The 23,223-nt window shown below is 62.1% G+C and carries 19 protein-coding genes; 18 read left to right on the top strand and 1 reads right to left on the bottom strand.

Translation table 11 applies throughout. The annotated features are described in order from the left end of the window. The first annotated feature begins 4 nt into the window (after positions 1-4). The 16 genes from ACLFKU_RS27790 (at position 5) to ACLFKU_RS27715 (ending at position 17,373) form a co-directional block, all read left to right on the top strand. Positions 5-1,789 carry an ABC transporter permease subunit gene (locus ACLFKU_RS27790; RefSeq protein ID WP_410851206.1) on the top strand — a complete coding sequence of 595 codons (1,785 nt, stop codon included), beginning with the start codon at positions 5-7 and terminating at the stop codon, positions 1,787-1,789. After that, positions 1,789-2,565, top strand: coding sequence for an ABC transporter ATP-binding protein (locus tag ACLFKU_RS27785; RefSeq protein WP_410851205.1), 777 nt, complete (start codon positions 1,789-1,791; stop codon positions 2,563-2,565). Before ACLFKU_RS27790 ends, ACLFKU_RS27785 begins: the two co-directional genes overlap by 1 nt. Before the next feature lie 176 nt (positions 2,566-2,741). Next, positions 2,742-4,700 (top strand): tRNA uridine-5-carboxymethylaminomethyl(34) synthesis enzyme MnmG, encoded by a 1,959-nt coding sequence (gene mnmG, locus ACLFKU_RS27780; protein WP_410851204.1) that lies wholly within the window; start codon positions 2,742-2,744, stop codon positions 4,698-4,700. Next, positions 4,697-5,380: a 16S rRNA (guanine(527)-N(7))-methyltransferase RsmG gene (gene rsmG / locus ACLFKU_RS27775; protein WP_410851203.1), complete on the top strand. Its 684-nt coding sequence runs from the start codon at positions 4,697-4,699 to the stop codon at positions 5,378-5,380. Before mnmG ends, rsmG begins: the two co-directional genes overlap by 4 nt. Positions 5,381-5,451: 71 nt before the next feature. Beyond that, positions 5,452-6,243 (top strand): ParA family protein, encoded by a 792-nt coding sequence (locus ACLFKU_RS27770; protein WP_410851202.1) that lies wholly within the window; start codon positions 5,452-5,454, stop codon positions 6,241-6,243. Positions 6,244-6,261: 18 nt separating this feature from the next. Beyond that, entirely contained in the window at positions 6,262-7,149 is an 888-nt protein-coding gene (locus ACLFKU_RS27765; protein ID WP_129956626.1) for a ParB/RepB/Spo0J family partition protein, read from the top strand. Between the two features lie 566 nt (positions 7,150-7,715). Beyond that, positions 7,716-8,261 (top strand): ATP synthase subunit I, encoded by a 546-nt coding sequence (locus ACLFKU_RS27760; RefSeq protein WP_410851201.1) that lies wholly within the window; start codon positions 7,716-7,718, stop codon positions 8,259-8,261. Positions 8,262-8,418: 157 nt separating this feature from the next. After that, a complete protein-coding gene (gene atpB, locus ACLFKU_RS27755; RefSeq protein ID WP_013090956.1) occupies positions 8,419-9,270 on the top strand; it encodes a F0F1 ATP synthase subunit A in 852 nt (283 codons plus the stop codon). Between the two features lie 81 nt (positions 9,271-9,351). Then, the gene (atpE, locus tag ACLFKU_RS27750; protein WP_007180033.1) at positions 9,352-9,621 is read left to right on the top strand and encodes a F0F1 ATP synthase subunit C; all 270 of its coding nucleotides are present in this window, start codon (positions 9,352-9,354) and stop codon (positions 9,619-9,621) included. A gap of 136 nt (positions 9,622-9,757) precedes the next feature. Continuing rightward, entirely contained in the window at positions 9,758-10,228 is a 471-nt protein-coding gene (locus ACLFKU_RS27745; RefSeq protein WP_013090955.1) for a F0F1 ATP synthase subunit B, read from the top strand. Positions 10,229-10,230: 2 nt separating this feature from the next. Beyond that, complete coding sequence (locus ACLFKU_RS27740; RefSeq protein WP_368584876.1) at positions 10,231-10,770, top strand: F0F1 ATP synthase subunit delta; 540 nt, start codon at positions 10,231-10,233, stop codon at positions 10,768-10,770. A gap of 56 nt (positions 10,771-10,826) precedes the next feature. Continuing rightward, the gene (gene atpA / locus ACLFKU_RS27735; RefSeq protein ID WP_018432453.1) at positions 10,827-12,368 is read left to right on the top strand and encodes a F0F1 ATP synthase subunit alpha; all 1,542 of its coding nucleotides are present in this window, start codon (positions 10,827-10,829) and stop codon (positions 12,366-12,368) included. A 91-nt stretch (positions 12,369-12,459) separates the two neighbouring features. Continuing rightward, complete coding sequence (gene atpG, locus ACLFKU_RS27730) at positions 12,460-13,344, top strand: F0F1 ATP synthase subunit gamma (protein ID WP_368584877.1); 885 nt, start codon at positions 12,460-12,462, stop codon at positions 13,342-13,344. Between the two features lie 98 nt (positions 13,345-13,442). After that, positions 13,443-14,837 (top strand): F0F1 ATP synthase subunit beta, encoded by a 1,395-nt coding sequence (gene atpD / locus ACLFKU_RS27725; RefSeq protein ID WP_176109931.1) that lies wholly within the window; start codon positions 13,443-13,445, stop codon positions 14,835-14,837. A gap of 158 nt (positions 14,838-14,995) precedes the next feature. Next, positions 14,996-15,421: a F0F1 ATP synthase subunit epsilon gene (locus tag ACLFKU_RS27720; protein ID WP_008917918.1), complete on the top strand. Its 426-nt coding sequence runs from the start codon at positions 14,996-14,998 to the stop codon at positions 15,419-15,421. Positions 15,422-15,642: 221 nt separating this feature from the next. Beyond that, on the top strand, positions 15,643-17,373 hold the full coding sequence (locus ACLFKU_RS27715) for an AMP-binding protein (protein WP_410851200.1): 1,731 nt from the start codon (positions 15,643-15,645) through the stop codon (positions 17,371-17,373). Between the two features lie 816 nt (positions 17,374-18,189). Here the strand turns inward: ACLFKU_RS27715 and ACLFKU_RS27710 are convergent. Beyond that, complete coding sequence (locus ACLFKU_RS27710; RefSeq protein WP_410851199.1) at positions 18,190-18,981, bottom strand: transporter substrate-binding domain-containing protein; 792 nt, start codon at positions 18,979-18,981, stop codon at positions 18,190-18,192. 293 nt (positions 18,982-19,274) lie between these two features. On the opposite strand from ACLFKU_RS27710, the gene hemE reads away from it, so the two are divergent. Both hemE and ACLFKU_RS27700 read left to right on the top strand, forming a co-directional pair. Continuing rightward, on the top strand, positions 19,275-20,375 hold the full coding sequence (gene hemE, locus ACLFKU_RS27705; protein ID WP_410851198.1) for a uroporphyrinogen decarboxylase: 1,101 nt from the start codon (positions 19,275-19,277) through the stop codon (positions 20,373-20,375). A 465-nt stretch (positions 20,376-20,840) separates the two neighbouring features. Then, positions 20,841-23,087 (top strand): primosomal protein N', encoded by a 2,247-nt coding sequence (locus ACLFKU_RS27700; protein WP_410851197.1) that lies wholly within the window; start codon positions 20,841-20,843, stop codon positions 23,085-23,087. The last annotated feature ends 136 nt before the right edge of the window (positions 23,088-23,223 follow it).

The raw sequence follows: 23,223 nt of genomic DNA, 5'->3' as shown, positions 1-23,223 counted from the left end.
CACGATGAAACGGATCATGCAAAAGAAGTTCTTCTGGTTGTTCCTCGTGGTGCTGTTCGCTTTGCCGGTTCTGCCGCATCCGATTCATGTGCCGGAGTACTGGGTCACGCTGCTGAACTACATCGGTCTCTATTCGATCGTTGCGATCGGCCTCGTGCTGTTGACCGGTATCGGCGGCATGACGAGCTTCGGGCAGGCCGCGTTCGTCGGCATCGGCGCTTATGCAACGGCGTATCTGACGACGAACTTCGGCGTGTCGCCGTGGCTCGCACTGATCGCCGGCGTAATCGTGACAGCGCTGATCGCGCTGATGCTCGGTCTGGTGACGATGCGCCTGTCCGGCCACTTCCTGCCGCTCGGCACGATCGCGTGGGGGCTCGCGCTGTTCTACCTGTTCGGCAATCTGGAAATGCTCGGCAAGTACGACGGCATCAACGGCATCCCGGTGCTGAATGTTTTTGGGATCAACCTCGAGTCCGGCCGCCATATCTACTACCTGATCTGGGTGGTCGTGCTCGGGGCAGTCGTTTCTGTTCAGAATCTGCTTAATAGCCGTCCGGGTCGCGCAATTCGCGCGCTGCGGGGCGGCGGTCTGATGGCGGAAGCAATGGGCGTCAACACCGGCTGGATGCGCGTCGTGATCTTCGTCTATGCGGCGGTGCTGGCGTCGGTGTCGGGCTTTCTGTACGCGCACCTGCAGCGCGCGGTGAATCCGACGCCGTTCGGGCTGAATCACGGCATCGAGTTTCTGTTCATGGCGGTGGTGGGTGGCGTCTCGCACGTGTGGGGCGCGGTGCTCGGCGCGGCGATCCTGACGGTGCTGCAGGATTATCTGCAGACGCTGCTGCCGAAACTGCTCGGCGAGAATGGCAACTTCGAAGTGATCGTGTTCGGCATCATCATGGTGCTGTTGCTGCAGTATGCGCGGCAGGGCGTCTGGCCGTTCGTCGCGCGCTTCTTCCCGCGGGGCCCGCGGGCGCATCTCGCGGATCACGCGGACCCTCTGCCGCAGCGCAACAAGCCGCAAGCAGGCGAAGACCTCCTGACGGTGAACAAGGCACGCAAGCAGTTCGGCGGCCTCGTTGCGGTGAACGATGTCAGCTTCGAAGTCAAAGCGGGGCAGATCCTCGGGCTGATCGGACCGAACGGCGCGGGTAAGTCGACCACGTTCAATCTGGTGACCGGCGTGCTGCAGGCGACGAGCGGCGCGATCACGTTCCGCGGCGAGCGCATCGATGCGCTCAGTTCACGTGAAATCGTCAAGCGTGGCATCGGCCGGACCTTCCAGCATGTAAAGCTGCTTCCGGGTATGACCGTGCTCGAGAACGTCGCAATTGGCGCGCATCTGCGTGGCCATGCGGGTGTGTGGCGCAGTGTCGTGCGGTTGAACAGCTCGGAAGAGGCGCGGTTGATGGCCGAAGCCGCTCGGCAGATTCGGCGGGTCGGCCTCGAACAGCATATGTATGACGAAGCGGGCAGCCTCGCGCTGGGTCAACAGCGGATTCTCGAAATTGCACGCGCGCTGTGTTGCGATCCGACTCTGCTATTGCTCGACGAACCGGCCGCTGGTCTGCGCTATCAGGAAAAGCTGCAGCTCGCCGATCTGCTGCGCAAGCTGAAGGCGGAAGGGATGAGTGTGCTGCTCGTCGAGCACGACATGGATTTCGTGATGAATCTGACGGACCGGCTCGTAGTGATGGAGTTTGGCACGCGAATCGCTGAAGGCCTGCCGCAAGAAGTGCAGCAGGATCCGGCGGTGCTCGAAGCGTATCTGGGTGGGGTGGAATGATGGACAACACGACAACGACCGGCGTGGCGGCAGCGGGACCGATTCTCGAAGTGGACCGTCTGTCGGTCCGTTACGGCAAGGTCGAGGCGCTGCACAATGCGGCGATCAAGGTGCGGGCGGGGCAGATCGTCTCCGTGATCGGTCCGAACGGAGCGGGGAAGTCGACGCTGCTGAATGCGACCATGGGCGCGCTGCCGACGTCTGGTCATGCGAAAGGCGCGGTTTTCTATCAGGGAGAGGACGTCAGCGCGATGCCGGTGGAAAGGCGGGTCGCACTTGGTATGTGCCTGGTGCCGGAAAAGCGCGAGTTGTTCGCGTCGATGAGCGTTGAGGACAATCTCCTGCTTGGCGCCTACCGACGCAAGCGGGCAGGGGAGCGCAACTTTCTCGATCAACTGGAACCGGTGTTCGAACTGTTCCCGCGGCTGAAGGAGCGGCGCAAACAGGCGGCGGGCACGCTTTCGGGCGGCGAACGGCAGATGCTCGCGGTCGGCCGCGCGCTGATGGGCAAGCCCGATCTGCTGATGCTGGACGAGCCGAGCCTCGGTCTTGCGCCGTTGATCGTGAAGGAAATCTTCCACATCATCAGCGCGTTGCGGCAGACGGGCGTCGCGACGCTGCTGATCGAGCAGAATGCGCGGGCTGCGTTGCAAATCTCGGACTACGGCTACGTGCTGGAAACCGGAGAGCTGGCGCTGGAAGGGCCGGCGACCGACCTCGCGCAAAATCCTCGGGTGATCGAAACCTATCTCGGCTTGGCTAAAAAAGTCGCATAAGCGCGCACCGTTTTCGGCGATCGCTGTCTTTCGAAGCGGTGTGTTTCACGTGAAACACACCGCTTTTTTCTTGTTTCACCATTCGGACGAAATTCGGGCCGAAACTTAACCCGTTATAATTCGCCCATACATTTTCCTTTGAAGGCTCACGCGACGATCTGGCGTGAGATCCCGCGATGCTTTTTCCCACAGAATTTGACGTAATCGTCGTCGGCGGCGGTCATGCCGGCACCGAAGCCGCTTTGGCGTCGGCGCGCATGGGCAATAAAACGCTGCTTTTGACCCATAACATCGAGACCCTCGGTCAGATGAGCTGCAATCCGTCGATTGGCGGCATCGGCAAAGGCCATCTGGTCAAGGAAGTCGATGCGCTTGGCGGCGCCATGGCGGCTGCCACCGACGAAAGCGGCATCCAGTTCCGCATCCTGAATTCGTCGAAAGGGCCGGCGGTGCGCGCGACGCGCGCTCAGGCCGACCGCGTGCTGTACAAGGCGGCGATCCGCCATCGCCTCGAGAATCAGCCGAATCTGTGGCTGTTCCAGCAGGCCGTCGACGATCTGATCGTCGAGGGCGACCGCGTAGTCGGCGCCGTCACGCAAGTCGGCATTCGTTTCCGGTCGCGCGCGGTGGTGCTTACGGCAGGCACGTTCCTCGACGGCAAGATTCACGTCGGCTTGAATAACTACACCGGCGGCCGCGCGGGGGACCCCGCCGCGGTCTCGCTGTCGGCTCGGCTGAAAGAGCTGAAGCTGCCGCAGGGCCGGCTGAAGACGGGTACGCCCCCGCGGATCGATGGCCGCACGATCGACTATTCGCAGCTCGAAGAGCAGCCGGGCGATCTGGACCCGGTGCCCGTGTTCTCGTTCCTCGGGCGGGTCGAGCAGCACCCACGCCAGGTGCCGTGCTGGGTCACGCATACGAATCAACGGACACATGACATCATTCGCGGCGGTCTCGACCGTTCGCCGATGTACACGGGCGTGATCGAGGGAGTGGGGCCGCGCTATTGTCCGTCGATCGAGGACAAGATTCACCGGTTTGCGTCGAAGGAATCGCATCAGATCTATCTCGAGCCCGAAGGTCTGACCACTAACGAGTTCTATCCCAACGGGATTTCCACGAGCCTGCCGTTCGACGTGCAGCTCGAACTGGTCCGATCGATGCGCGGTCTGGAGCATGCGCATATCCTGCGGCCCGGCTATGCGATCGAGTACGACTATTTCGATCCGCGTGGGCTGAAGGCATCGCTGGAAACGAAGGTGATCAGTGGCCTGTTCTTCGCGGGGCAGATCAACGGTACGACTGGCTACGAAGAGGCGGCAGCGCAGGGCGTTCTGGCCGGCATCAATGCCGGTCTGTTCGTGCAAGGCAAGGAAGCATGGTGCCCGCGTCGCGACCAGGCTTACCTCGGCGTGCTCGTCGACGATCTGGTCACGCGCGGGGTGTCCGAGCCGTACCGGATGTTTACTAGCCGTGCAGAGTACCGTCTGAGCTTGCGCGAAGACAATGCGGACATGCGGCTGACGGAGATCGGGCGCGAACTGGGTGTGGTCGATGACACCCGCTGGGACGCCTTCAGTCGCAAACGTGATGCTGTTTCACGTGAAACACAGCGCTTGCGTTCAACGTGGGTCAATCCTAAGACGTTGCCTGCGGAAGAAGCGACCGCATTGCTCGGCAAGCCCATTGATCACGAATACAGTCTCGCGGACCTGCTGCGTCGTCCGGGTGTCAGCTACGACGGCGTCTGCGCGCTGCGTGACGGCACTTGTGGCGCGCCCCAAGCACTGGCGGAAGACCCGGTGCTGCTCGCGCAGATCAAGGAACAGATCGAAATCGGCGTCAAATATCAGGGCTACATCGACCGACAGGCCGGCGAGATTGAACGCAACGAGGCCCAAGAGAACACCCGTCTGCCAGAAGGGCTGGACTACACCGAGGTGCGTGGACTGTCGTTCGAAGCTCGCCAGAAGTTAATGCAGTTCCGGCCGGAGACGATCGGCCAGGCGTCGCGTATTTCGGGCATCACGCCTGCCGCGATCTCGCTGCTGATGGTCCATCTGAAGCGCGGCCTCGGGCGTCGCGCGTCGAAACCCGCCGAACCCGGCGCCGACAGCACGCCGGTGGTGCAATGACGGCAGCGCAAAGGGGAAGCGATCAGCAGGCGTTGGTATCATTGCTGGCGGACGGCGTCCGTGAACTCGGGCTCGAACTCAGCGACGCGCAGCAGCGCAAGCTACTGGATTACGTCGCGCTGCTCGCGAAGTGGAACAACGTCTACAACCTGACGGCAATCCGCGATCCACGGCAGATGCTGATTCAGCACATCCTCGATTCGCTGTCGATCGTGCCGCACCTGGCGCCGCGTGGACCGTCGTCGGTGCTCGACGTGGGCTCGGGCGGGGGCATGCCGGGCATCGTGCTCGCGATCGTGCTGCCCGATTGGACCGTCACGACGAACGACATCGTCCATAAGAAGACGGCATTTCAGGCGCAGGCGAAGGCCGAACTGGGTCTCGCGAACCTGTCGGTCGTGACCGGCCGGGTGGAGACGCTGCAGCCTGGCGCCGAAGTACCGGCAAAGTTCGACGTAATCGTCTCGCGCGCATTCGCAGACCTCACGGATTTCGTTACACTGGCCCGTCATCTGGTTGCGGAGCAGGGCGCGATCTGGGCGATGAAGGGCGTGCGACCGGATGCCGAAATCGCGCGTCTACCGGCGGGTGCCCACGTGGAACAGATCATCCGGCTGAACGTGCCGTTGCTCGACGCCGAGCGGCATCTGATCGAGGTGCGAGTGGACACCGAAGGCTAACGGCCGTCGCGGCCTCTAAGCAACCTCAACGATTTTCACTTCATCCAAGCAGCAAAAGGGACACACCAACGATGGCAAAAATCTTCTGCGTTGCGAACCAGAAGGGCGGTGTCGGCAAGACGACCACCGCAGTCAATCTGGCCGCGAGCCTGGCAGCGCAGGGACAGCGAGTCCTTCTCATCGATCTGGACCCGCAAGGCAACGCCACGATGGGCAGCGGTATCGACAAAGCCGAATGCACGAACACGGTCTATGAGGTCCTCGTGGACAGCGTGTCCGTGGCCGATGCGCGCGTGCGACCCGAGGCGGTCGGATACGACGTGCTGCCCGCGAACCGTGAGCTCGCGGGCGCCGAGGTCGAGCTCGTCAGCATGCAGAATCGCGAGCGTCAACTTAGGACGGCGCTCGCCGTGGTCGAGGGCGAGTACGATTTCGTGCTGATCGATTGCCCGCCGGCTCTATCGCTGCTAACGCTCAACGGACTATGCGCCGCGCACGGCGTCGTCATTCCGATGCAGTGCGAATACTTCGCGCTCGAAGGGCTGTCCGACCTCGTCAACACGATCAAGCAGGTGCACGCGAACCTGAATCGCGACCTCAAGGTGATCGGTCTGCTGCGCGTGATGTTCGATCCGCGCATCACGTTGCAACAGCAAGTCTCGGATCAATTGAAAGAGCACTTCGGCGACAAGGTGTTCGACGCAGTGATTCCACGCAATGTGCGATTGGCCGAGGCGCCCAGCTACGGGCTGCCCGGTGTGGTGTTCGACAGGGCGTCGCGAGGCGCGCAGGCGTACGTGCAGTTCGGCGTCGAAATGATTGAGCGGGTGCGCGCGCTGAATGACGCGCCCCAGGCATCCTAAGCGGATCGAGGAAGAACGATGAACGCAGTAGCAAGAAAGAAGGGACTTGGCCGCGGTCTGGAGGCATTGCTCGGCGGCACCGCGGATATCACTGAAGCAGCGGTGATCGACGGCGCGCCGAATGTACTGCCGCTCGGCAAGATGCAGGCCGGCAAATACCAGCCGCGTACGCGCATGGACGAAGGCGCGCTGCAGGAGCTCGCGGCGAGCATCCGCGCGCAAGGGCTGATGCAACCGATTCTCGTGCGTCCGATCGCGGCGGATCGCTACGAGATCATCGCGGGCGAGCGGCGTTTTCGCGCGGCGCGACTCGCGGGCCTCGATGAGGTGCCGGTGCTTGTGAAGGACGTGCCCGATCAGGCCGCCGCGGCGATGGCGCTGATCGAAAACATCCAGCGCGAGGATCTGAATCCGCTCGAAGAGGCGCAGGGCATCCAGCGCCTGCTCGACGAATTCAATTTCACGCATGAGCAGGCGGCAGAGTCGGTGGGTCGTTCGCGCAGCGCGGTGTCGAACCTGCTGCGGCTGCTGAATCTCGCGACGCCGGTACAGACGATGTTGCTTGCCGGCGATCTGGACATGGGTCACGCTCGTGCGCTGCTCGCGGTCGATGCCGCGACGCAGATCACGCTGGCCAATCAGGTAGTCAACAAGCGCCTGTCTGTGCGCGAGACCGAAAAGCTGGTCGCGATGACCACGAAGGTGACGCCGGCGGTAAAGGCGCGCGCGAACCCGGATGGCGGCCGTGACACGCGACGGCTAGAAGAGGAACTGTCGGACCTGTTGTCGGCGACAGTGAAAATCAAGCTCGGCCGACGCGGTCGCGGCCAGGTGCTGGTGGACTTTGGCGATCTCGATGCGTTGGAAGGCATTCTTGTTCGCTTGCGCGGGAACGCGAACGTCTGAGTGCAGAATGGCGCTCGAAGGGGGGAAACGGCTGGCGGCCTGTGCATGAGCACTGCCGCGAGTTGGATTACTCAGTGCCAGCAACTATCGTGGATTCCAAAACAACCGATGCAAAAATAATCAGTAATCCTAGTTTCAAACCTTCGACGTCGACGCGGTAATCATCCTTACGAGCCGCTATCGCAAAGCGGCTGATCATCATGAAAGCCGCGGCGAGAATGGCTCAGTTCAATTGAAGAGCCGTTCCGTTTAGCCCTTAAAAAAGCGGCATTTGTTGCATTTTCGAGACGTCCGTCAGAGCGTCGAAACGTCCTGCCAAAGAGCTTCGATCCACGCGACTACCCACTCGGGTTTCGCGGTCCCCCGTCCACCTTACATTTGACGTGATTCGTGTCGTTAGCATACGTTTTACCGCATCGTGAAGGCACGTTTCACGCAGTTATAGGTTGGCCTAAAGTCTTGAATTGCCTGCAACTATCGCTTACAATCGCCCGGATTTAATTGCACGGCAACCCCGTAAGCGCTGCGTAAACTCGCGGGCTGAACGAGACTTTCGGAACATTGCGATGGCGGTTAAAACGTCGAATCTGTCGCCGGAAAATGGTGACGACAGACACCGCGCTGAACGCTCCGTACCCGAGACATCCGCCAGTCGGCAGTTCGATCCGGCCGAAGCGTGGGATGACGCGCAGGAAGATAACAATATCGTTCCGCTCACGCGGGCCGAGGCGGAAAAGCTGTTTGGTCCCGGCGTGGGTCGTCCATCGCGCGTGACGCCGTTCAGGGTCGTCGCAGCGCAAATGGTTTTGTCCCTGGTTGCAACGCTGTTGTGGTGGCTGTTCTACAAGCCGCCGGGCGCTGCTGCGCTGTCAGCGTTCCTGGGGGGGGCGATCTGCTGGGTGCCGGGTGCGTTGTTCGCGGCGCGATTGAAAAAGCTGGGCGGCGCCGAGACCGTGATGATCTGGATGATCGGTGAAGCACTAAAGATGGGGACAACGATTGCGATGTTTGTCGCAATCGCCTTCTGGTATCACGACGTACGTTGGATTCCGCTGCTGGTGACCTACCTCATCGCGTTGAAGACTTACTGGATCGCCTTGGCGTGGCGCTAAGGTAGCAGCACAAAAAATAGCAGCAAAAAGAATTTAAGGCCGGCGCCTAGCGCTGGCACGGGTGTGCGGACGAGACAGGGCCTGCACCCGGCGCGTTCCCGCAATACGGCGGGAACGGCCTCGAACGATTTTCGACAATTTGGGTGGCTTTAACGATATGGCAGCTAGCGAAGGCACGCGCGCAATGGATCCGTCCGAGTACATCGCGCACCACTTGCAGAACTTTTCCACCGCACACCAGACGTCGATTTTCGACATCCATGTGTGGAATCTCGACACCCTTTTCTGGTCGATCGTGTGCGGTCTCGTCACGATCCTCGTGCTGCATCTGGCAGCCCGCAAGGCAACGTCCGGCGTGCCGGGCCGCTTCCAATGCGCGATCGAAATGCTGGTCGAAATGGTCGAGGATCAATCGAAGGCCATGATCCACGGCTCACGCACCTTCATCGCGCCGCTTGCGCTGACGGTGTTCGTCTGGGTCGCGCTGATGAACTCGCTCGACTTCATTCCCGTCGACCTGCCGGGCCGCTTGATTGGCTGGCTTGGCCTCTCCGAAGTCATTCCGCACCACCGCCTCGTACCGACCGCCGACCTGAACGGCACGATCGGCATCGCCCTCGGCGTTTTCGTGCTGATGATTTACTACAACTTCAAGATCAAGGGCGCTGGCGGCTTCGTGCATGAACTGCTGTCCGCTCCGTTCGGCGCGCATCCGCTGCTGTGGATCCCGAACCTGGCACTGAACATCATCGAGTTCGTCGCGAAGACGGTCTCGCTCGGCATGCGGCTCTTCGGCAACATGTACGCGGGCGAACTGTTGTTCCTGCTGATTGCCCTGCTCGGCAGCATCTGGAGCTTCGGCGCGGACACGACGGTGCTTGGCTTCATCGGCCACGTGGTCGCCGGCACAGTGTGGTCAATCTTCCACATCCTGATCGTTCTGCTGCAGGCGTTCATTTTCATGATGCTGACGCTGGTGTACATCGGCCAGGCACACGACGCGCACTAACCTGCGTTGTCGGCAAAGAATCGTAGTTTTTTAAATCCCAGTTCCAACCAGTTCTAAAAGACTTTTCACAAAGGAGTGATCATGCAAGCTTTCATCGCCAACATCCAGGGTCTGACCGCCATCGGTATCGGCATCATCATCGGCCTGGGTGCTATCGGCGCCTGTATCGGTATCGGTCTGATGGGCGGCAAGTACATCGAAGCATGTGCCCGTCAGCCGGAACTAATGAACCCGCTGCAAACCAAGATGTTCCTGCTGGCTGGTCTGATCGATGCGGCGTTCCTAATTGGCGTTGGTGTGGCAATGCTGTTTGCGTTCGCGAACCCGCTGCTCTCGAAGCTGGCAGGCTGAGGTTCCTCGGAGGTTTGCGCCTGAGCTATAACAGGTAAAGGCGCAGGGCGGAACGGGTACTGGGGCGCTGATCGAGCAGAATCGATGAGCGCCTTGCCGTTTCACTTTCCGAACAAGCAACGTTTAAGGAAACACCGTGAATCTCAACGCAACCCTGTTTGCGCAAATGGTCGTGTTCCTGATCCTCGCGTGGTTCACGATGAAATTCGTGTGGCCGCCGCTGATCAACGCTCTCGACGAGCGCGCGAAGAAGATCGCCGACGGTCTGTCCGCCGCGGAAAAGGGCAAGCAGGAACTCGAAGCCGCTCATAAGCGCGTCGACCAGGAATTGGCTCAGGCTCGCAACGATGGCCAGCAACGCATCGCGGACGCTGAAAAGCGCGCTGTCGCAGTCGCCGACGAAATCAAGGCTCAGGCTCAGGTGGAAGCCGCCCGCATCATCGCGCAGGCGAAGGCCGACGCGGAGCAGCAAGTCGTGAAGGCGCGCGAAGCGCTGCGTGGCGAAGTCGCTGCACTCGCTGTGAAGGGCGCTGAACAGATCCTGAAGCGCGAAGTCGACCAGGCAGCCCACGCTGACCTGCTGAATCAACTGAAAGCCGAGCTCTGATCATGGCCGAACTTGCAACCATCGCCCGTCCGTACGCGGAAGCGCTGTTTGGCGTGGCCGAAGCTGGTGACATCGCCGCCTGGTCCACGCTCGTGCAGGAGCTGGCACAGGTTGCGCGTCTGCCCGATGTGCTGTCGATCGCATCGAGCCCGAAAGTGAGCCGCGCCCAGGTTAGCGATCTGCTGCTGGCCGCGGTCAAGTCGCCGCTCAAGGACAACGCGCAAGCGAAGAATCTGGTGCAGATGCTGGTGGACAACCATCGCCTGCAGCTGCTGCCGGAAATCGCCTCGCAGTTCGAAGAGTTGAAGAACGCCCGCGAAGGGGCGGCGGATGTGCTGGTCGTCAGCGCATTCCCGCTCGAAGGTGCGCAGTTGAACGAACTCGTCGCAAGCCTCGAACGCAAGTTCAAGCGCAAGCTGAAGCCGACGGTCGAAGTCGATCAGTCGCTGATCGGCGGCGTACGCGTGACGGTCGGCGACGAAGTGCTCGATACCTCGGTCCGCGCGCGGCTCGCCAGGATGCAAACGGCCCTGACGGCCTGAAGCGCTTCGCGCTTTAGCGGCTGGCACGCAACAGAATTGACTATCAGGAGCGAATAATGCAACTCAATCCCTCTGAGATCAGCGAGCTGATCAAGAGCCGGATCCAGGGCCTTGAAGCGAGCGCAGACGTTCGCAACCAGGGAACCGTGATCTCCGTGACCGACGGTATCGTGCGTATTCACGGTCTGTCGGAAGTGATGCAGGGCGAAATGCTCGAATTCCCGGGCAACACCTTCGGTCTCGCACTGAACCTCGAGCGCGACTCGGTCGGCGCCGTGATTCTGGGTGAATACGAACACATTTCGGAAGGCGACATCGTCAAGACGACGGGCCGCATTCTCGAGGTGCCGGTGGGTCCGGAACTGCTCGGCCGCGTGGTCGACGCGCTCGGCAACCCGATCGACGGCAAGGGCCCGCTCAATGCGAAGATGACCGACGCAATCGAAAAGATTGCACCGGGCGTGATTTGGCGTAAGTCGGTTTCGGAACCGGTCCAAACCGGTCTGAAGTCGATCGACTCGATGGTGCCGATCGGCCGTGGCCAGCGTGAGCTGATCATCGGCGACCGTCAGTGCGGCAAGACCGCAGTCGCCGTCGACGCGATCATCAACCAGAAGGGCAAGAACCTCGTTTGTATCTACGTCGCGATCGGCCAGAAGGCTTCGTCGATCATGAACGTGGTGCGCAAGCTCGAAGAATCGGGCGCGCTCGAATATACGATCGTCGTCGCCGCTTCGGCTTCGGATTCGGCCGCGATGCAATACCTCGCGCCGTACGCCGGCTGCACGATGGGCGAGTACTTCCGCGATCGCGGCCAGGACGCGCTGATCGTTTACGACGACTTGACCAAGCAGGCTTGGGCATACCGTCAGATCTCCCTGCTGCTGCGCCGCCCGCCGGGCCGTGAAGCTTACCCGGGTGACGTGTTCTATCTGCACTCGCGTCTGCTCGAGCGTGCTGCTCGCGTCTCGGAAGAGTACGTCGAGAAGTTCACCAACGGCGAAGTGAAGGGCAAGAGCGGTTCGCTGACGGCGCTGCCGGTCATCGAAACGCAGGCAGGCGACGTGACCGCATTCGTTCCGACGAACGTGATCTCGATTACGGACGGCCAGATCTTCCTTGAAACCGACCTCTTCAACGCAGGTATCCGTCCGGCAATTAACGCTGGCGTGTCGGTGTCGCGCGTGGGTGGCGCGGCTCAGACGAAGGTCGTGAAGAAGCTGTCGGGCGGTATCCGTACCGACCTCGCGCAGTACCGTGAACTCGCAGCGTTCGCGCAGTTCGCATCGGACCTCGATGAAGCGACCCGCAAGCAGCTCGAGCGCGGCCGCCGCGTGACCGAACTGCTGAAGCAGCCGCAGTATCAGCCGCTGCAAGTGTGGGAACTGGCTGTATCGCTGTTCGCGGCGAACAACGGCTATCTCGACGACCTCGAAGTTGCTCAAGTCCTGCCGTTCGAGAAGGGCCTGCGCGATCACCTGAAGTCGAGCCATGCTGACCTGGTCAAGCGTATCGAAGATACCAAGGAACTCTCGAAGGACGACGAAGGCCTGCTGCACACGGCCGTCAAAGACTTCAAGAAGTCCGGCGCTTATTGATCCGCGAGTGATCCGCAAGGCATAAACGGACCTTGAAGCGGCGCGGGCCGCATGCGAATGCTCCCGCGCTGCTTCGATCAAGGAGCAAGCAATGGCTGGAATGAAGGAAATTCGCGGCAAGATCAAGAGCGTGCAAAACACGCGCAAGATCACAAAAGCGATGGAGATGGTGGCCGCATCGAAGATGCGCCGCGCTCAGGAGCGCATGCGCGCTGCTCGCCCGTATGCCGACAAGGTCCGCGACATCGCCGCGCACATGAGCCGTGCGAACCCGGAGTATCGTCACCCGTTCATGGTGTCGAACGAAGGCGCGAAGGCGGCCGGCATCATCCTCGTCACGACCGATAAAGGTCTGTGCGGCGGGATGAACACCAACGTGCTGCGCGCGTCGCTGCAGAAGTTCAAGGAACTGGAAAGCCAGGGCAAGACGATCGAGGCAACCGCGATTGGCAGCAAGGGTCTGGGCTTCCTGAACCGTCTGCAGGCGAAGGTCGTGTCGAACGTCGTGCAACTGGGCGATACGCCGCATCTGGAAAAGCTGATCGGCGCGGTGAAGGTCCAGCTCGACCTGTTCTCGGAAGGCAAGATTTCGGCGGTGTACCTCGCGTACACGCGCTTCGTCAACACGATGAAGCAGGAGCCGGTGATCGAGCAGCTGCTGCCGTTGTCGGCGGACCAGTTCGAGCGCACGGAAGAAGACGGTACGACGCCGAGCACGCAGTGGGACTACATCTACGAGCCGGATGCGCAAGCAGTGGTGGACGAACTGCTGGTGCGTTATGTCGAAGCGCTGGTCTATCAGGCCGTCGCGGAAAACATGGCATCGGAGCAGTCGGCCCGCATGGTCGCGATGAAAGCCGCTTCGGACAACGCAAAGACGGTCATCAGCGATCTGCAGCTCGTCTACAACAAGAGCCGCCAGGCCGCGATCACGAAAGAACTGTCGGAAATCGTCGGTGGAGCGGCGGCCGTCTGACCTCGGTCAGGGTCGTTGCGAGTGCGCCCGAGCGGCGCGCCCATCGGAGAAACTGCGCCTTTGCGCGAGTGAAGAATTGAGTATCTAAAGGAAAAGCGATGAGTACTACTGCTTTGGTAGAAGGCAAGATCGTACAGTGCATCGGCGCGGTGATCGACGTGGAATTTCCGCGTGAATCCATGCCGAAGATTTACGACGCGCTCATTCTCGAAGGTTCGGAGCTGACGCTCGAAGTCCAGCAGCAGCTGGGCGACGGCGTGGTCCGTACCATCTGTCTGGGCGCCTCGGACGGTCTGCGCCGTGGCACGATCGTGAAGAACACGGGCAACCCGATCAGCGTGCCGGTCGGCAAGCCGACCCTCGGCCGTATCATGGACGTGCTGGGTCGTCCGATCGACGAAGCGGGCCCGATCTCGAGCGAAACCACGCGCGCGATCCACCAGAAGGCTCCGGCATTCGACCAACTGTCGCCGTCGACCGAGCTGCTCGAAACCGGCATCAAGGTTATCGACCTGATCTGCCCGTTCGCGAAGGGCGGCAAGGTGGGTCTGTTCGGTGGCGCCGGTGTGGGCAAGACCGTGAACATGATGGAACTGATCAACAACATCGCGAAGGAGCACGGCGGTTACTCCGTGTTCGCCGGTGTGGGCGAGCGTACCCGCGAAGGGAACGACTTCTATCATGAAATGAAGGACTCGAACGTTCTCGACAAGGTCGCGCTGGTGTACGGCCAGATGAACGAGCCGCCGGGCAACCGTCTGCGCGTTGCGCTGACCGGCCTGACGATGGCCGAGCACTTCCGTGACGAAGGCCTCGACGTGCTGTTCTTCGTCGACAACATCTACCGCTTCACGCTGGCCGGTACCGAAGTGTCGGCACTGCTCGGCCGTATGCCGTCGGCAGTGGGCTATCAGCCGACGCTGGCTGAAGAAATGGGTAAGCTGCAAGAGCGTATTACGTCGACCAAGACTGGCTCGATCACGTCGGTTCAGGCCGTGTACGTCCCTGCGGACGACTTGACCGACCCGTCGCCGGCGACGACCTTTGGCCACCTGGACGCAACCGTCGTGCTGTCGCGTGACATCGCTTCGCTCGGTATCTACCCCGCGGTGGACCCGCTCGATTCGACCTCGCGTCAGATCGACCCGCACGTGATCGGCGAAGAGCACTACTCGATCACCCGCGGCGTGCAGCAAACGCTGCAACGCTACAAGGAACTGCGCGACATTATCGCGATTCTGGGCATGGACGAACTCGCACCGGAAGACAAGCTCGCCGTCGCGCGCGCTCGTAAGATCCAGCGTTTCCTGTCGCAGCCGTTCCACGTCGCTGAAGTGTTTACGGGTTCGCCGGGCAAGTACGTGCCGCTGAAGGAAACGATCCGTGGCTTCAAGATGATCGTTGAAGGCGAGTGCGATCACCTGCCGGAGCAAGCGTTCTACATGGTCGGCACGATCGACGAAGCCTTCGAAAAGGCCAAGAAGATCCAGTAAAGGTCGGGTGTAACGAAGCGGGCGCGGGCCTCGAGCATCACAACTACCAAGACGGTAGTGTTGCGCAAAGCCGGCGTCTCTGATTACGCTCAACCCGCCTTGCATGGGACGGGAGTCAGCACTAAAGCGCTAACTCTCGTCGACAGGAGTCGACACATATGGCAACCATTAAAGTAGACGTCGTCAGCGCGGAAGAGGAAATCTTCTCGGGCCAGGCGAAGTTCGTCGCGCTGCCAGGCGAAGCGGGTGAACTCGGCATTCTGCCGGGCCACACGCCGCTCATCACGCGGATCCGTCCGGGTGCGGTGCGCATCGAAGTTGAAAATGGCGAGGAAGAGTTTGTCTTCGTCGCCGGCGGCATCCTCGAAGTTCAGCCGGGCGCAGTGACGGTTCTCGCCGACACCGCGATCCGCGGCAAGGATCTCGACGAAGCTAAGGCCGAAGACGCACGCAAGCGTGCGGAAGAGGCGCTGCAGAACACGGGCTCGAACCTCGAGTACGCGACCGCACAGGCGGAGCTCGCATACGCGACGGCGCAGCTCGCGGCAATCCAGCGTCTGCGCAAGCTGCGCGGCCAGCACTAAAGCAGCACGTAGAAGAAGAAAGCAGCCCGCGCGGCTGCTTTTTTTTGATATCTGGTTGACGTTTACGTAAAGGTCGGCAAAATCCACGAGGTTGGAGACATAGGTGCCGGTCGGCGCGCTGCGGTGCGGGTAAGACTTGATGCCGGCCCGGTACTCGCGGGTGCACAATCGATTTCAAATTCATTTCAATAGAGCGCGCTTGCGCTCACGGAGACAACACCATGGCAACGCATAGCTCGGGTGAAGGTGCGCTCATCGAACCCGCGGATGGACTGTCGTATGTGCGCGGGTCGACTGAAAATCCGTTGAGCGAAGCGACCGTCGGCGAGTTTCTGCGCGACACCGCCGCGCGCTTTTCCGATCGACCGGCCGTGGTGTTTCGCGAGCAGCGCATTCGCTGGACGTGGAGCGAATTCGCGCAAGAAGTGGACGTGCTCGCGTCCGGGCTGCTTGCGCTCGGAATCGCGAAGGGCGATCGTGTCGGCATCTGGTCACCGAACCGCGTCGAGTGGCTGTTGACGCAGTTCGCGACCGCGCGTATCGGCGCGATCCTCGTCAATATCAATCCGGCGTACCGCCTCGCGGAGCTCGAATATGCGCTGAACAAGGTCGGTTGCAAGGCAATCATCACCGCCGAGCGCTTCAAGACGTCGATGTACCTCGAGATGCTGCAGGAGCTTGCGCCCGAACTCGCGACGCAGCCGCCGGGCGAATTGCATGCCGCGCGGCTGCCGGAGCTGCGCTACGTGATCCGCATGTGCGACACGGAGACGCCAGGCATGCTGAGCTTTTCCGACGTGATCGAGCGTGGCCGTGCGTCGTTCGACGCCGCCCGGCTCGATGCGATCGGCGCGACGCTGTCGTGCCGTGAACCAATCAACATCCAATTCACCAGCGGCACGACGGGCAATCCGAAGGGCGCGACGCTGACGCACCGCAACGTCGTGAACAACGCGCGCTATATCGCGATGGCGATGCGGCTCGGCGAGCAGGACGGCCTGTGCATTCCAGTGCCGTTGTACCACTGCTTCGGGATGGTGCTAGCGGTGCTCGCATGCGTGTCGGTCGGGGCGAACATGGTGTTCCCGGGCGAGGGCTTCGATCCGGCCGCGACGCTCGCCGCGACTGCCGAGGAAAAATGCACCGCGCTGCACGGCGTGCCGACGATGTTCATCGCCGAACTCGACCATCCGACCTTCGCCTCGTACGACTTCTCGCGGCTCCGCACCGGCATCATGGCGGGCTCGCCGTGTCCGATCGAGACGATGAAGAAGGTCGTCTCGAAGATGCACCTGAGCGAGATCACCATCGCCTATGGCATGACGGAAACCAGCCCGGTCTCGTTCCAAAGCTCGACGACCGATCCGCTCGACAAGCGCACGACGACGGTCGGGCGCATCCAGCCGCACCTCGAAGTGAAAATCGTCGATCCGCTCGGCAATATCGTCCCGGTTGGCGAAACCGGCGAGCTGTGCACGCGCGGCTACTCGGTGATGCTCGGTTACTGGGGCGACGAAGCGAAGACGCATGAGAGCATCGTCGACGGCTGGATGCATACGGGCGACCTGGCGACGCTCGACGCGGAAGGCTATTGCAACATCGTCGGCCGGCTGAAGGACATGCTGATTCGCGGCGGCGAAAACATCTATCCGCGCGAGATCGAGGAGTTTCTGTTCCGCCACCCGAAGATCCAGAGCGTGCAGGTCTTCGGCGTGCCGGATACCAGGTACGGCGAAGAAGTATGCGCGTGGATCGTGCTGCGGACGGGCGAACAGGCAACGGCAGAAGAGATCCAGCAGTTTTGCCAGGGACAGATTGCGCACTACAAGGTGCCGCGCTATATCCGCTTCGTCGACGAACTGCCCATGACCGTGACCGGCAAGGTACAAAAATTCGTGATGCGTGAAAGCATGATCAGCGAATTGAAACTCAGGGAGGACAAGACGGCATGACGCTGCCGCGGCACGCTTCGCAGCCAACACCAGCAACAGGTGAGGAGTAGGACTGTGGTTGCGCGGCGAGGATTCGTCGCGCGCAAACGTTTGAGCAGACGAAAAAAAAGCGGGCCTGGAGCCCGCTAAAAACCACACGCTACGGGGTTAGCGCGAGGAGACCAATGATGGGACGGTCATGCCGACGACCCTGCGTCGGTTACGGCCCCAGCAGGGATGCCCCCTTCACAGGGCTTCGGCAACCGCCGACCGGCAAGTGCATCGTATCCGCTCACACCACGCACACAGCCACATCCGTGTTGAAACCGTTGAGGGCATTGTGGGCGAATTAACTTACGAAGGCGGTAACAAAGTGTTTCAGGTTGTAACGCCCGCCGGATAAGGCGTTGCGGGATTTATTGCCAAAATAAAGCGGTTGAAAGGTAGTATTTACCGATACCTGCGACGCAATTCAAGCCGCAGGTTTGATGCCACTCGTGGCGTACATCGCAGTAGAAATTCGGTCACTCATCCGCGCGAAATGGTTGCATCTGCAGCTTTTGACCGACGGACTTCTTGTGAAGCAGGTACTGCGACCCTGCCCCGAAATATCTCGCAAGTCGGCGAAAATCAACGCTGCAATGCAGCGACGCGATGGCGCTTCCGCCACTAATAAAAAGGGGCGCATGTCAGCCTTATAGCGCTGATCCGGCAGTTATTACAGCCGCACAACGTCGCCCCTCGTTACATCTCGCCGATGCGACACCTTCAGCCCTGCACAAGCCGCCCTTGCCGCAACCAATTAGCAGTTGACGGCTTGCCACGGACACGGTCGGCTTACTTCAACCACTTGTCCGCAATGGCCTGATACTCGCCGGTCGCTCGAGCGAGGTGCAGCCATTGATCGACGTATTGCTGGAACGCGACGTCGCCGCGCGGCAGCAGCCATGCCTTCTCGCCGTACTGGAACGGCTTGTCCGGATGCACCGAGCATAGGCCGGGATTGAGCTTCTGCTGCAGCAGCGTTTCCGACGCATCCGTCACCATCACGTCCGCCTTGCCGGCGAGAATCTGCTTGAAGATTGTCACGTTGTCCGGATAAACCGTCACGTTCGCGTGCGTGAAGTATTGCTTCGCGAACTTGTCGTTGGTGCCGCCCGGGTTGACGATCACTCGCGTGGACGGTTGATCGATCTGCGCGACCGTCTGATATTTGTTGACATCGTCGCAACGGACGATCGGCGTCTTGCCGTCGACCATGTAAGCCTGAGTGAAGAACGCATGCTTCTGGCGCTCGAGCGTCGGCGACACACCGCCGATGCCGATGTCGCACTTCGCGACGAAGTCGTTCATCAGGTTCGACCACGACGTCTTGACGAACTCGACCTTCACGCCTAGCGACTTCGCGAGCGACTCAGCCATGTCGATATCGATGCCCTCGAACTGGCCATCGCCTTTGTAGAACGAGTACGGCTTGTAGTCGCCGGTAGTGCAGGCGCGTATCGTGCCGCGGCTGATGATGTCGTCGAGCCGGGACGGCGCGGCCGCGGCGCTTTGGGCGTTGGCCATGCCGACATGCATCAGGACGCCGGCGAGCGCGCCGAGCATTGCGAGTGCTGCCTTCTTCATCCAGTCTCCTATGGTGTGTAGTGTGTAATTCATCGGGAAAGCTGTGGGATAGTAGCTTGGCAGCGCGGGCTTGAACATCGGCCGTTCAGCCAGGGCGAGCCGGGCAGCAGAAGACAACGAGCCCGTAGCAGTGCACGCAGTGGCGCACGGCAGCTGGTGAGGTGCGCCCGAGCTGCACTCCGCCCGCTTCCCACGACGCGCCGTCGCAACATCGATTGCCCCGCGATGCGCGATGTCCGAGGCCGCCTCCGGTAAAATGCTCCTTTGCCCTCAGCTCTCCAGTCGCACGCAACGTGGCCCATCAACTCCTGAACGACACTTTCCTGCGCGCGCTGCTGCGCCAGCCCACCGACTACACGCCGATCTGGCTGATGCGGCAAGCTGGCCGCTATCTGCCGGAATACAACGCCACGCGTGGGCGCGCGGGCAGTTTCCTCGGTCTTGCGAAGAATCCGGCTTTCGCGACGGAAGTCACGCTGCAGCCGCTCGATCGGTATCCGCTCGACGCCGCGATCCTGTTCTCCGACATCCTGACCGTGCCTGACGCGATGGGCCTCGGCCTCGATTTCGTCAACGGTGAGGGGCCGAAATTTGCCCGTCCGGTGCGCACTGAAGACGACGTCGCGCGCCTCGCGGTGCCCGACATCGACGCCACACTGCGCTACGTGACCGACGCCGTGCGCGAAATCCGCACGGCGCTGAAGGACGCCCAAGGCCGGCAGCGCGTACCGTTGATCGGCTTCTCGGGCAGTCCGTGGACGCTCGCGTGCTACATGGTCGAAGGCGGCGGCTCGGCGGACTTTCGCACGGTCAAATCGATGCTGTACGCGCGTCCCGATCTGCTTCAGCGGATTCTCGACATCAACGCGCGCTCGGTCGCGGCATATCTGAACGCGCAGATCGAAGCCGGCGCGCAGGCAGTGATGATCTTCGACACATGGGGCGGAGCGCTCGCCGATGGCATCTATCAGCGCTTTTCGCTGCGCTACATCGAGCAGGGGGTCAGTCAACTGAAGCGCGAGCACGATGGCGAAAAAGTGCCCGTGATCGCCTTCACGAAGGGCGGTGGCCTGTGGCTTGACGACATCGCCGCGAGCGGTGTGGACGCGGTGGGCCTCGACTGGACCGTGAACCTCGGCAAGGCGCGCGAGCGTGTTGGTGGCAAGGTGGCTCTTCAGGGCAACATCGATCCGTCGGTGCTGTTTGCACCGCCTGCCGCGATCCGCATGGAAGCGCGCGCGGTGCTCGACAGCTTCGGCAATCATCCCGGCCACGTTTTCAATCTGGGTCACGGCATTTCGCAGTTCACACCACCGGAGCATGTTGCCGAGCTGGTCGACGAAGTGCATCGTCACAGCCGCGCTATCCGTAGTGGTGCACATACGCCCGCATGAGACTGTAATCGTTACCGTTTCGTGTTGCGTTGCAGCGAATTGGGCTCTGGGTCTAAGGACCGCAGTTCCGCGAAGAGGCCGTCAGATGGTGGTCTTACGAAAGTCAAGAGTTGACTTATGCACACTTCGCACGCTGCGGCGCAGTAGAGGGTTGAATCGTGGCCCGACCCTTGCCCATACTCGGTTCATTTGATCTGAGCCTTGTCGGGCAAGGCTTTGCGGGGAGCGGGACGAAATGTGCGGAATCCCACACAAGGCCGTCGCCACGCCGTTTGCGGCCCGTCGAAGCGAAGTTCTCAACAAAGTTATCCACAGGGCCACGAGCCGAGCGCAATTGTTCAGCCGAATCCAAAACTTAGCGGTGAAATTAAGGTTTTACTTTAACTTCGACGGGTTCGTGTCCCGCGCGAGCCACCCCGCGCCGCGATATGGCATCGTGCCCGCTCGTCCGCAGCGCCCCGCCGAGTGAACGAAGTGTTCGTCCGCGTCGCCCTCGATCATCCGCTGCCGACCCTGTTCGACTATCGCTGCGGCACATCCGAGGCGCCTGTCGTGGGCACGCTCGTCAGCGTTCCGTTCGGCAAACGGCACGTGGTGGGGCTGATCTGCGAAGTGGCCGCCCACAGCGAGGTGCCCGCCGAACGCCTGCGGGATGTGGATAAGGTCTGCTCGTCGTGTCCGCCGGTGTCGGCACATTGGCTTGCACTCGCCGCGTTCGCCGCGGACTACTATCAACGCGGTCTCGGCGAAGTGGCATTGCCCGCGCTGCCGCAGGCGCTGCGCGACGCGTCGCGCTGGTCGCGGCTGTTCGCGCCGGAAGAGCGCTATCGGTTGACGGCCGAGGGCCGCACGGCGTTGCCTGACGCGTTGCCGGCCCGCGCGACGGCGCTCCGAGCGCTCGCGCAAGCACTCGCGCAAGCCGACTTCCTGCTCGCCGCCGACGCCCGCGCGCTGCATCCGAAGGCGCTGGCGACACTCGACACATGGCAGACCGCTGGCTGGGTGACGCTCGACGCGATCGATGCCGCCGCTGTGCCCGCCGCGGCGGCGCTGCCGGACGCACCCGCGCCGGTCCTGCCGACCCTCACCGACGAGCAGGCGAGTGCCGTCGAAGCGATCCGCGACGCCGGCGGCTTCGCGCCGTTCCTGCTGCACGGCGTGACGGGCAGCGGCAAGACGGAGGTGTACCTGCGCGCGCTTGCCGCGATTCTGGCCGCCAAGCCTGATGCGCAAGCGCTCGTGCTAGTGCCGGAGATCAACCTGACGCCGCAGTTCGAGGCGGCGTTCCGCGCCCGCTTCGCCGCGCTCGACGCCAGCGCGATCGTCACGCTGCATAGCGGCCTCGCCGAAGGCGAGCGCGCCCGCAACTGGTTTGCCGCGCACACCGGCCGAGCGCGCATCGTGCTCGGCACGCGGCTCGCGGTGCTCGCGTCGCTGCCGCGGCTGGCGATCATCGTCGTCGACGAAGAGCACGATCCCGCCTACAAGCAGCAGGAGGGCTTGCGCTATTCGGCGCGCGATCTCGCAATCTATCGGGCGAAGCAGCTCGGCGTGCCGGTCGTGCTCGGCTCGGCGACGCCGTCGCTCGAGAGCTGGTGGCAGGCCGATCAGGGCCGCTACAAGCGGCTCACGCTGTCGCGCCGGGCCGTCGCCGACGCCGCGCTGCCGGCCGTGCGCCTGATCGATCTCGAAGACGAGCGCCGCCGCGGGCGGGCGTCGATCGAAGGCTTGTCGGGTCCGTTGATCGCCGCGATGAAGGCGCGGCTCGAACGCGGCGAACAGAGCCTTGTGTTCCTGAACCGTCGCGGCTACGCGCCGCAACTCGCCTGCGACGCGTGCGGCTGGGTGGCCGGTTGTCCGCGCTGCAGCGCCTACGTCGTGCTGCACAAGCCCGAGCGCGCGCTGCGCTGCCATCACTGCGGCTGGGAGTCTCGTATCCCGCGTTCGTGCCCGGAGTGCGGCAACGTCGATATCGCACCGCTCGGGCGCGGCACGCAGCGCGTCGAGGAAACGCTCGCGAGCGCGGTTCCGGGCGCCCGCGTGCTGCGTATCGATGCCGACAGCACGCGCCGCAAGGGCAGCGCGCAGGCGTTATTCTCGGACGTGCACGCGGGCGAGGTCGATATTCTGGTCGGTACCCAGATGATCGCGAAAGGACACGATTTCCAGCGCGTGTCGCTGGTAGGCGTGCTGAATGCCGATACCGCGCTGTTTTCGCATGATTTCCGCGCGAGCGAGCGCCTGTTCGCGCAGCTGATGCAGGTGAGCGGCCGCGCGGGCCGTGCCGGCCTGCCGGGCGAAGTGCTGGTGCAGACGCGCTATCCGCGTCACGCGCTGTATCACGCGCTTGGCCGTCACGACTACGTCGGCTTCGCCAACTCGACGCTCGCGGAGCGACGTGACGCGCACCTGCCGCCGTTCGTCTACCAGGCGCTGCTGCGCGCCGAAGGCCGCACGCTCGAAGCGGCGCTCGCGTTTCTGCAGCAGGCCGCCGCCGAGCTTGCGCAGATTCCGGCCGCCGAGCGCGTCACCGTCTACGACGCTGTGCCGCTCACGATCGTCAAGGTGATGCATGTGCATCGCGCGCAACTGCTGATCGAAAGCGCGTCGCGCGCTGCGCTGCAGGCCACGTTGCGCGCGTGGCAGCCCCTGTTGCGCGCGCTCAAGGGCGTGCTGCGCTGGAATCTCGAAGTCGATCCGCTCGACATCTGACGCCACGGCCCAGGTTACGCCGGCCTTACTTCTTTGAGTCATATCCATAGAGCGAATGATCGTTTCGCTTTGTGATAGCGCTGGCCTATATTCGCCAAATCGGCGCATTTTGCGGCTAAACAACAACTACTTCTCG

Origin of the sequence: Paraburkholderia sp. EG304 (genome assembly GCF_046543485.1) — a bacterium.
GTDB classification, from domain to species: domain Bacteria; phylum Pseudomonadota; class Gammaproteobacteria; order Burkholderiales; family Burkholderiaceae; genus Paraburkholderia; species Paraburkholderia youngii.
Note: the sequence above shows the minus strand (reverse complement) of the source record. Positions and strands in the feature narration are given on the sequence as shown.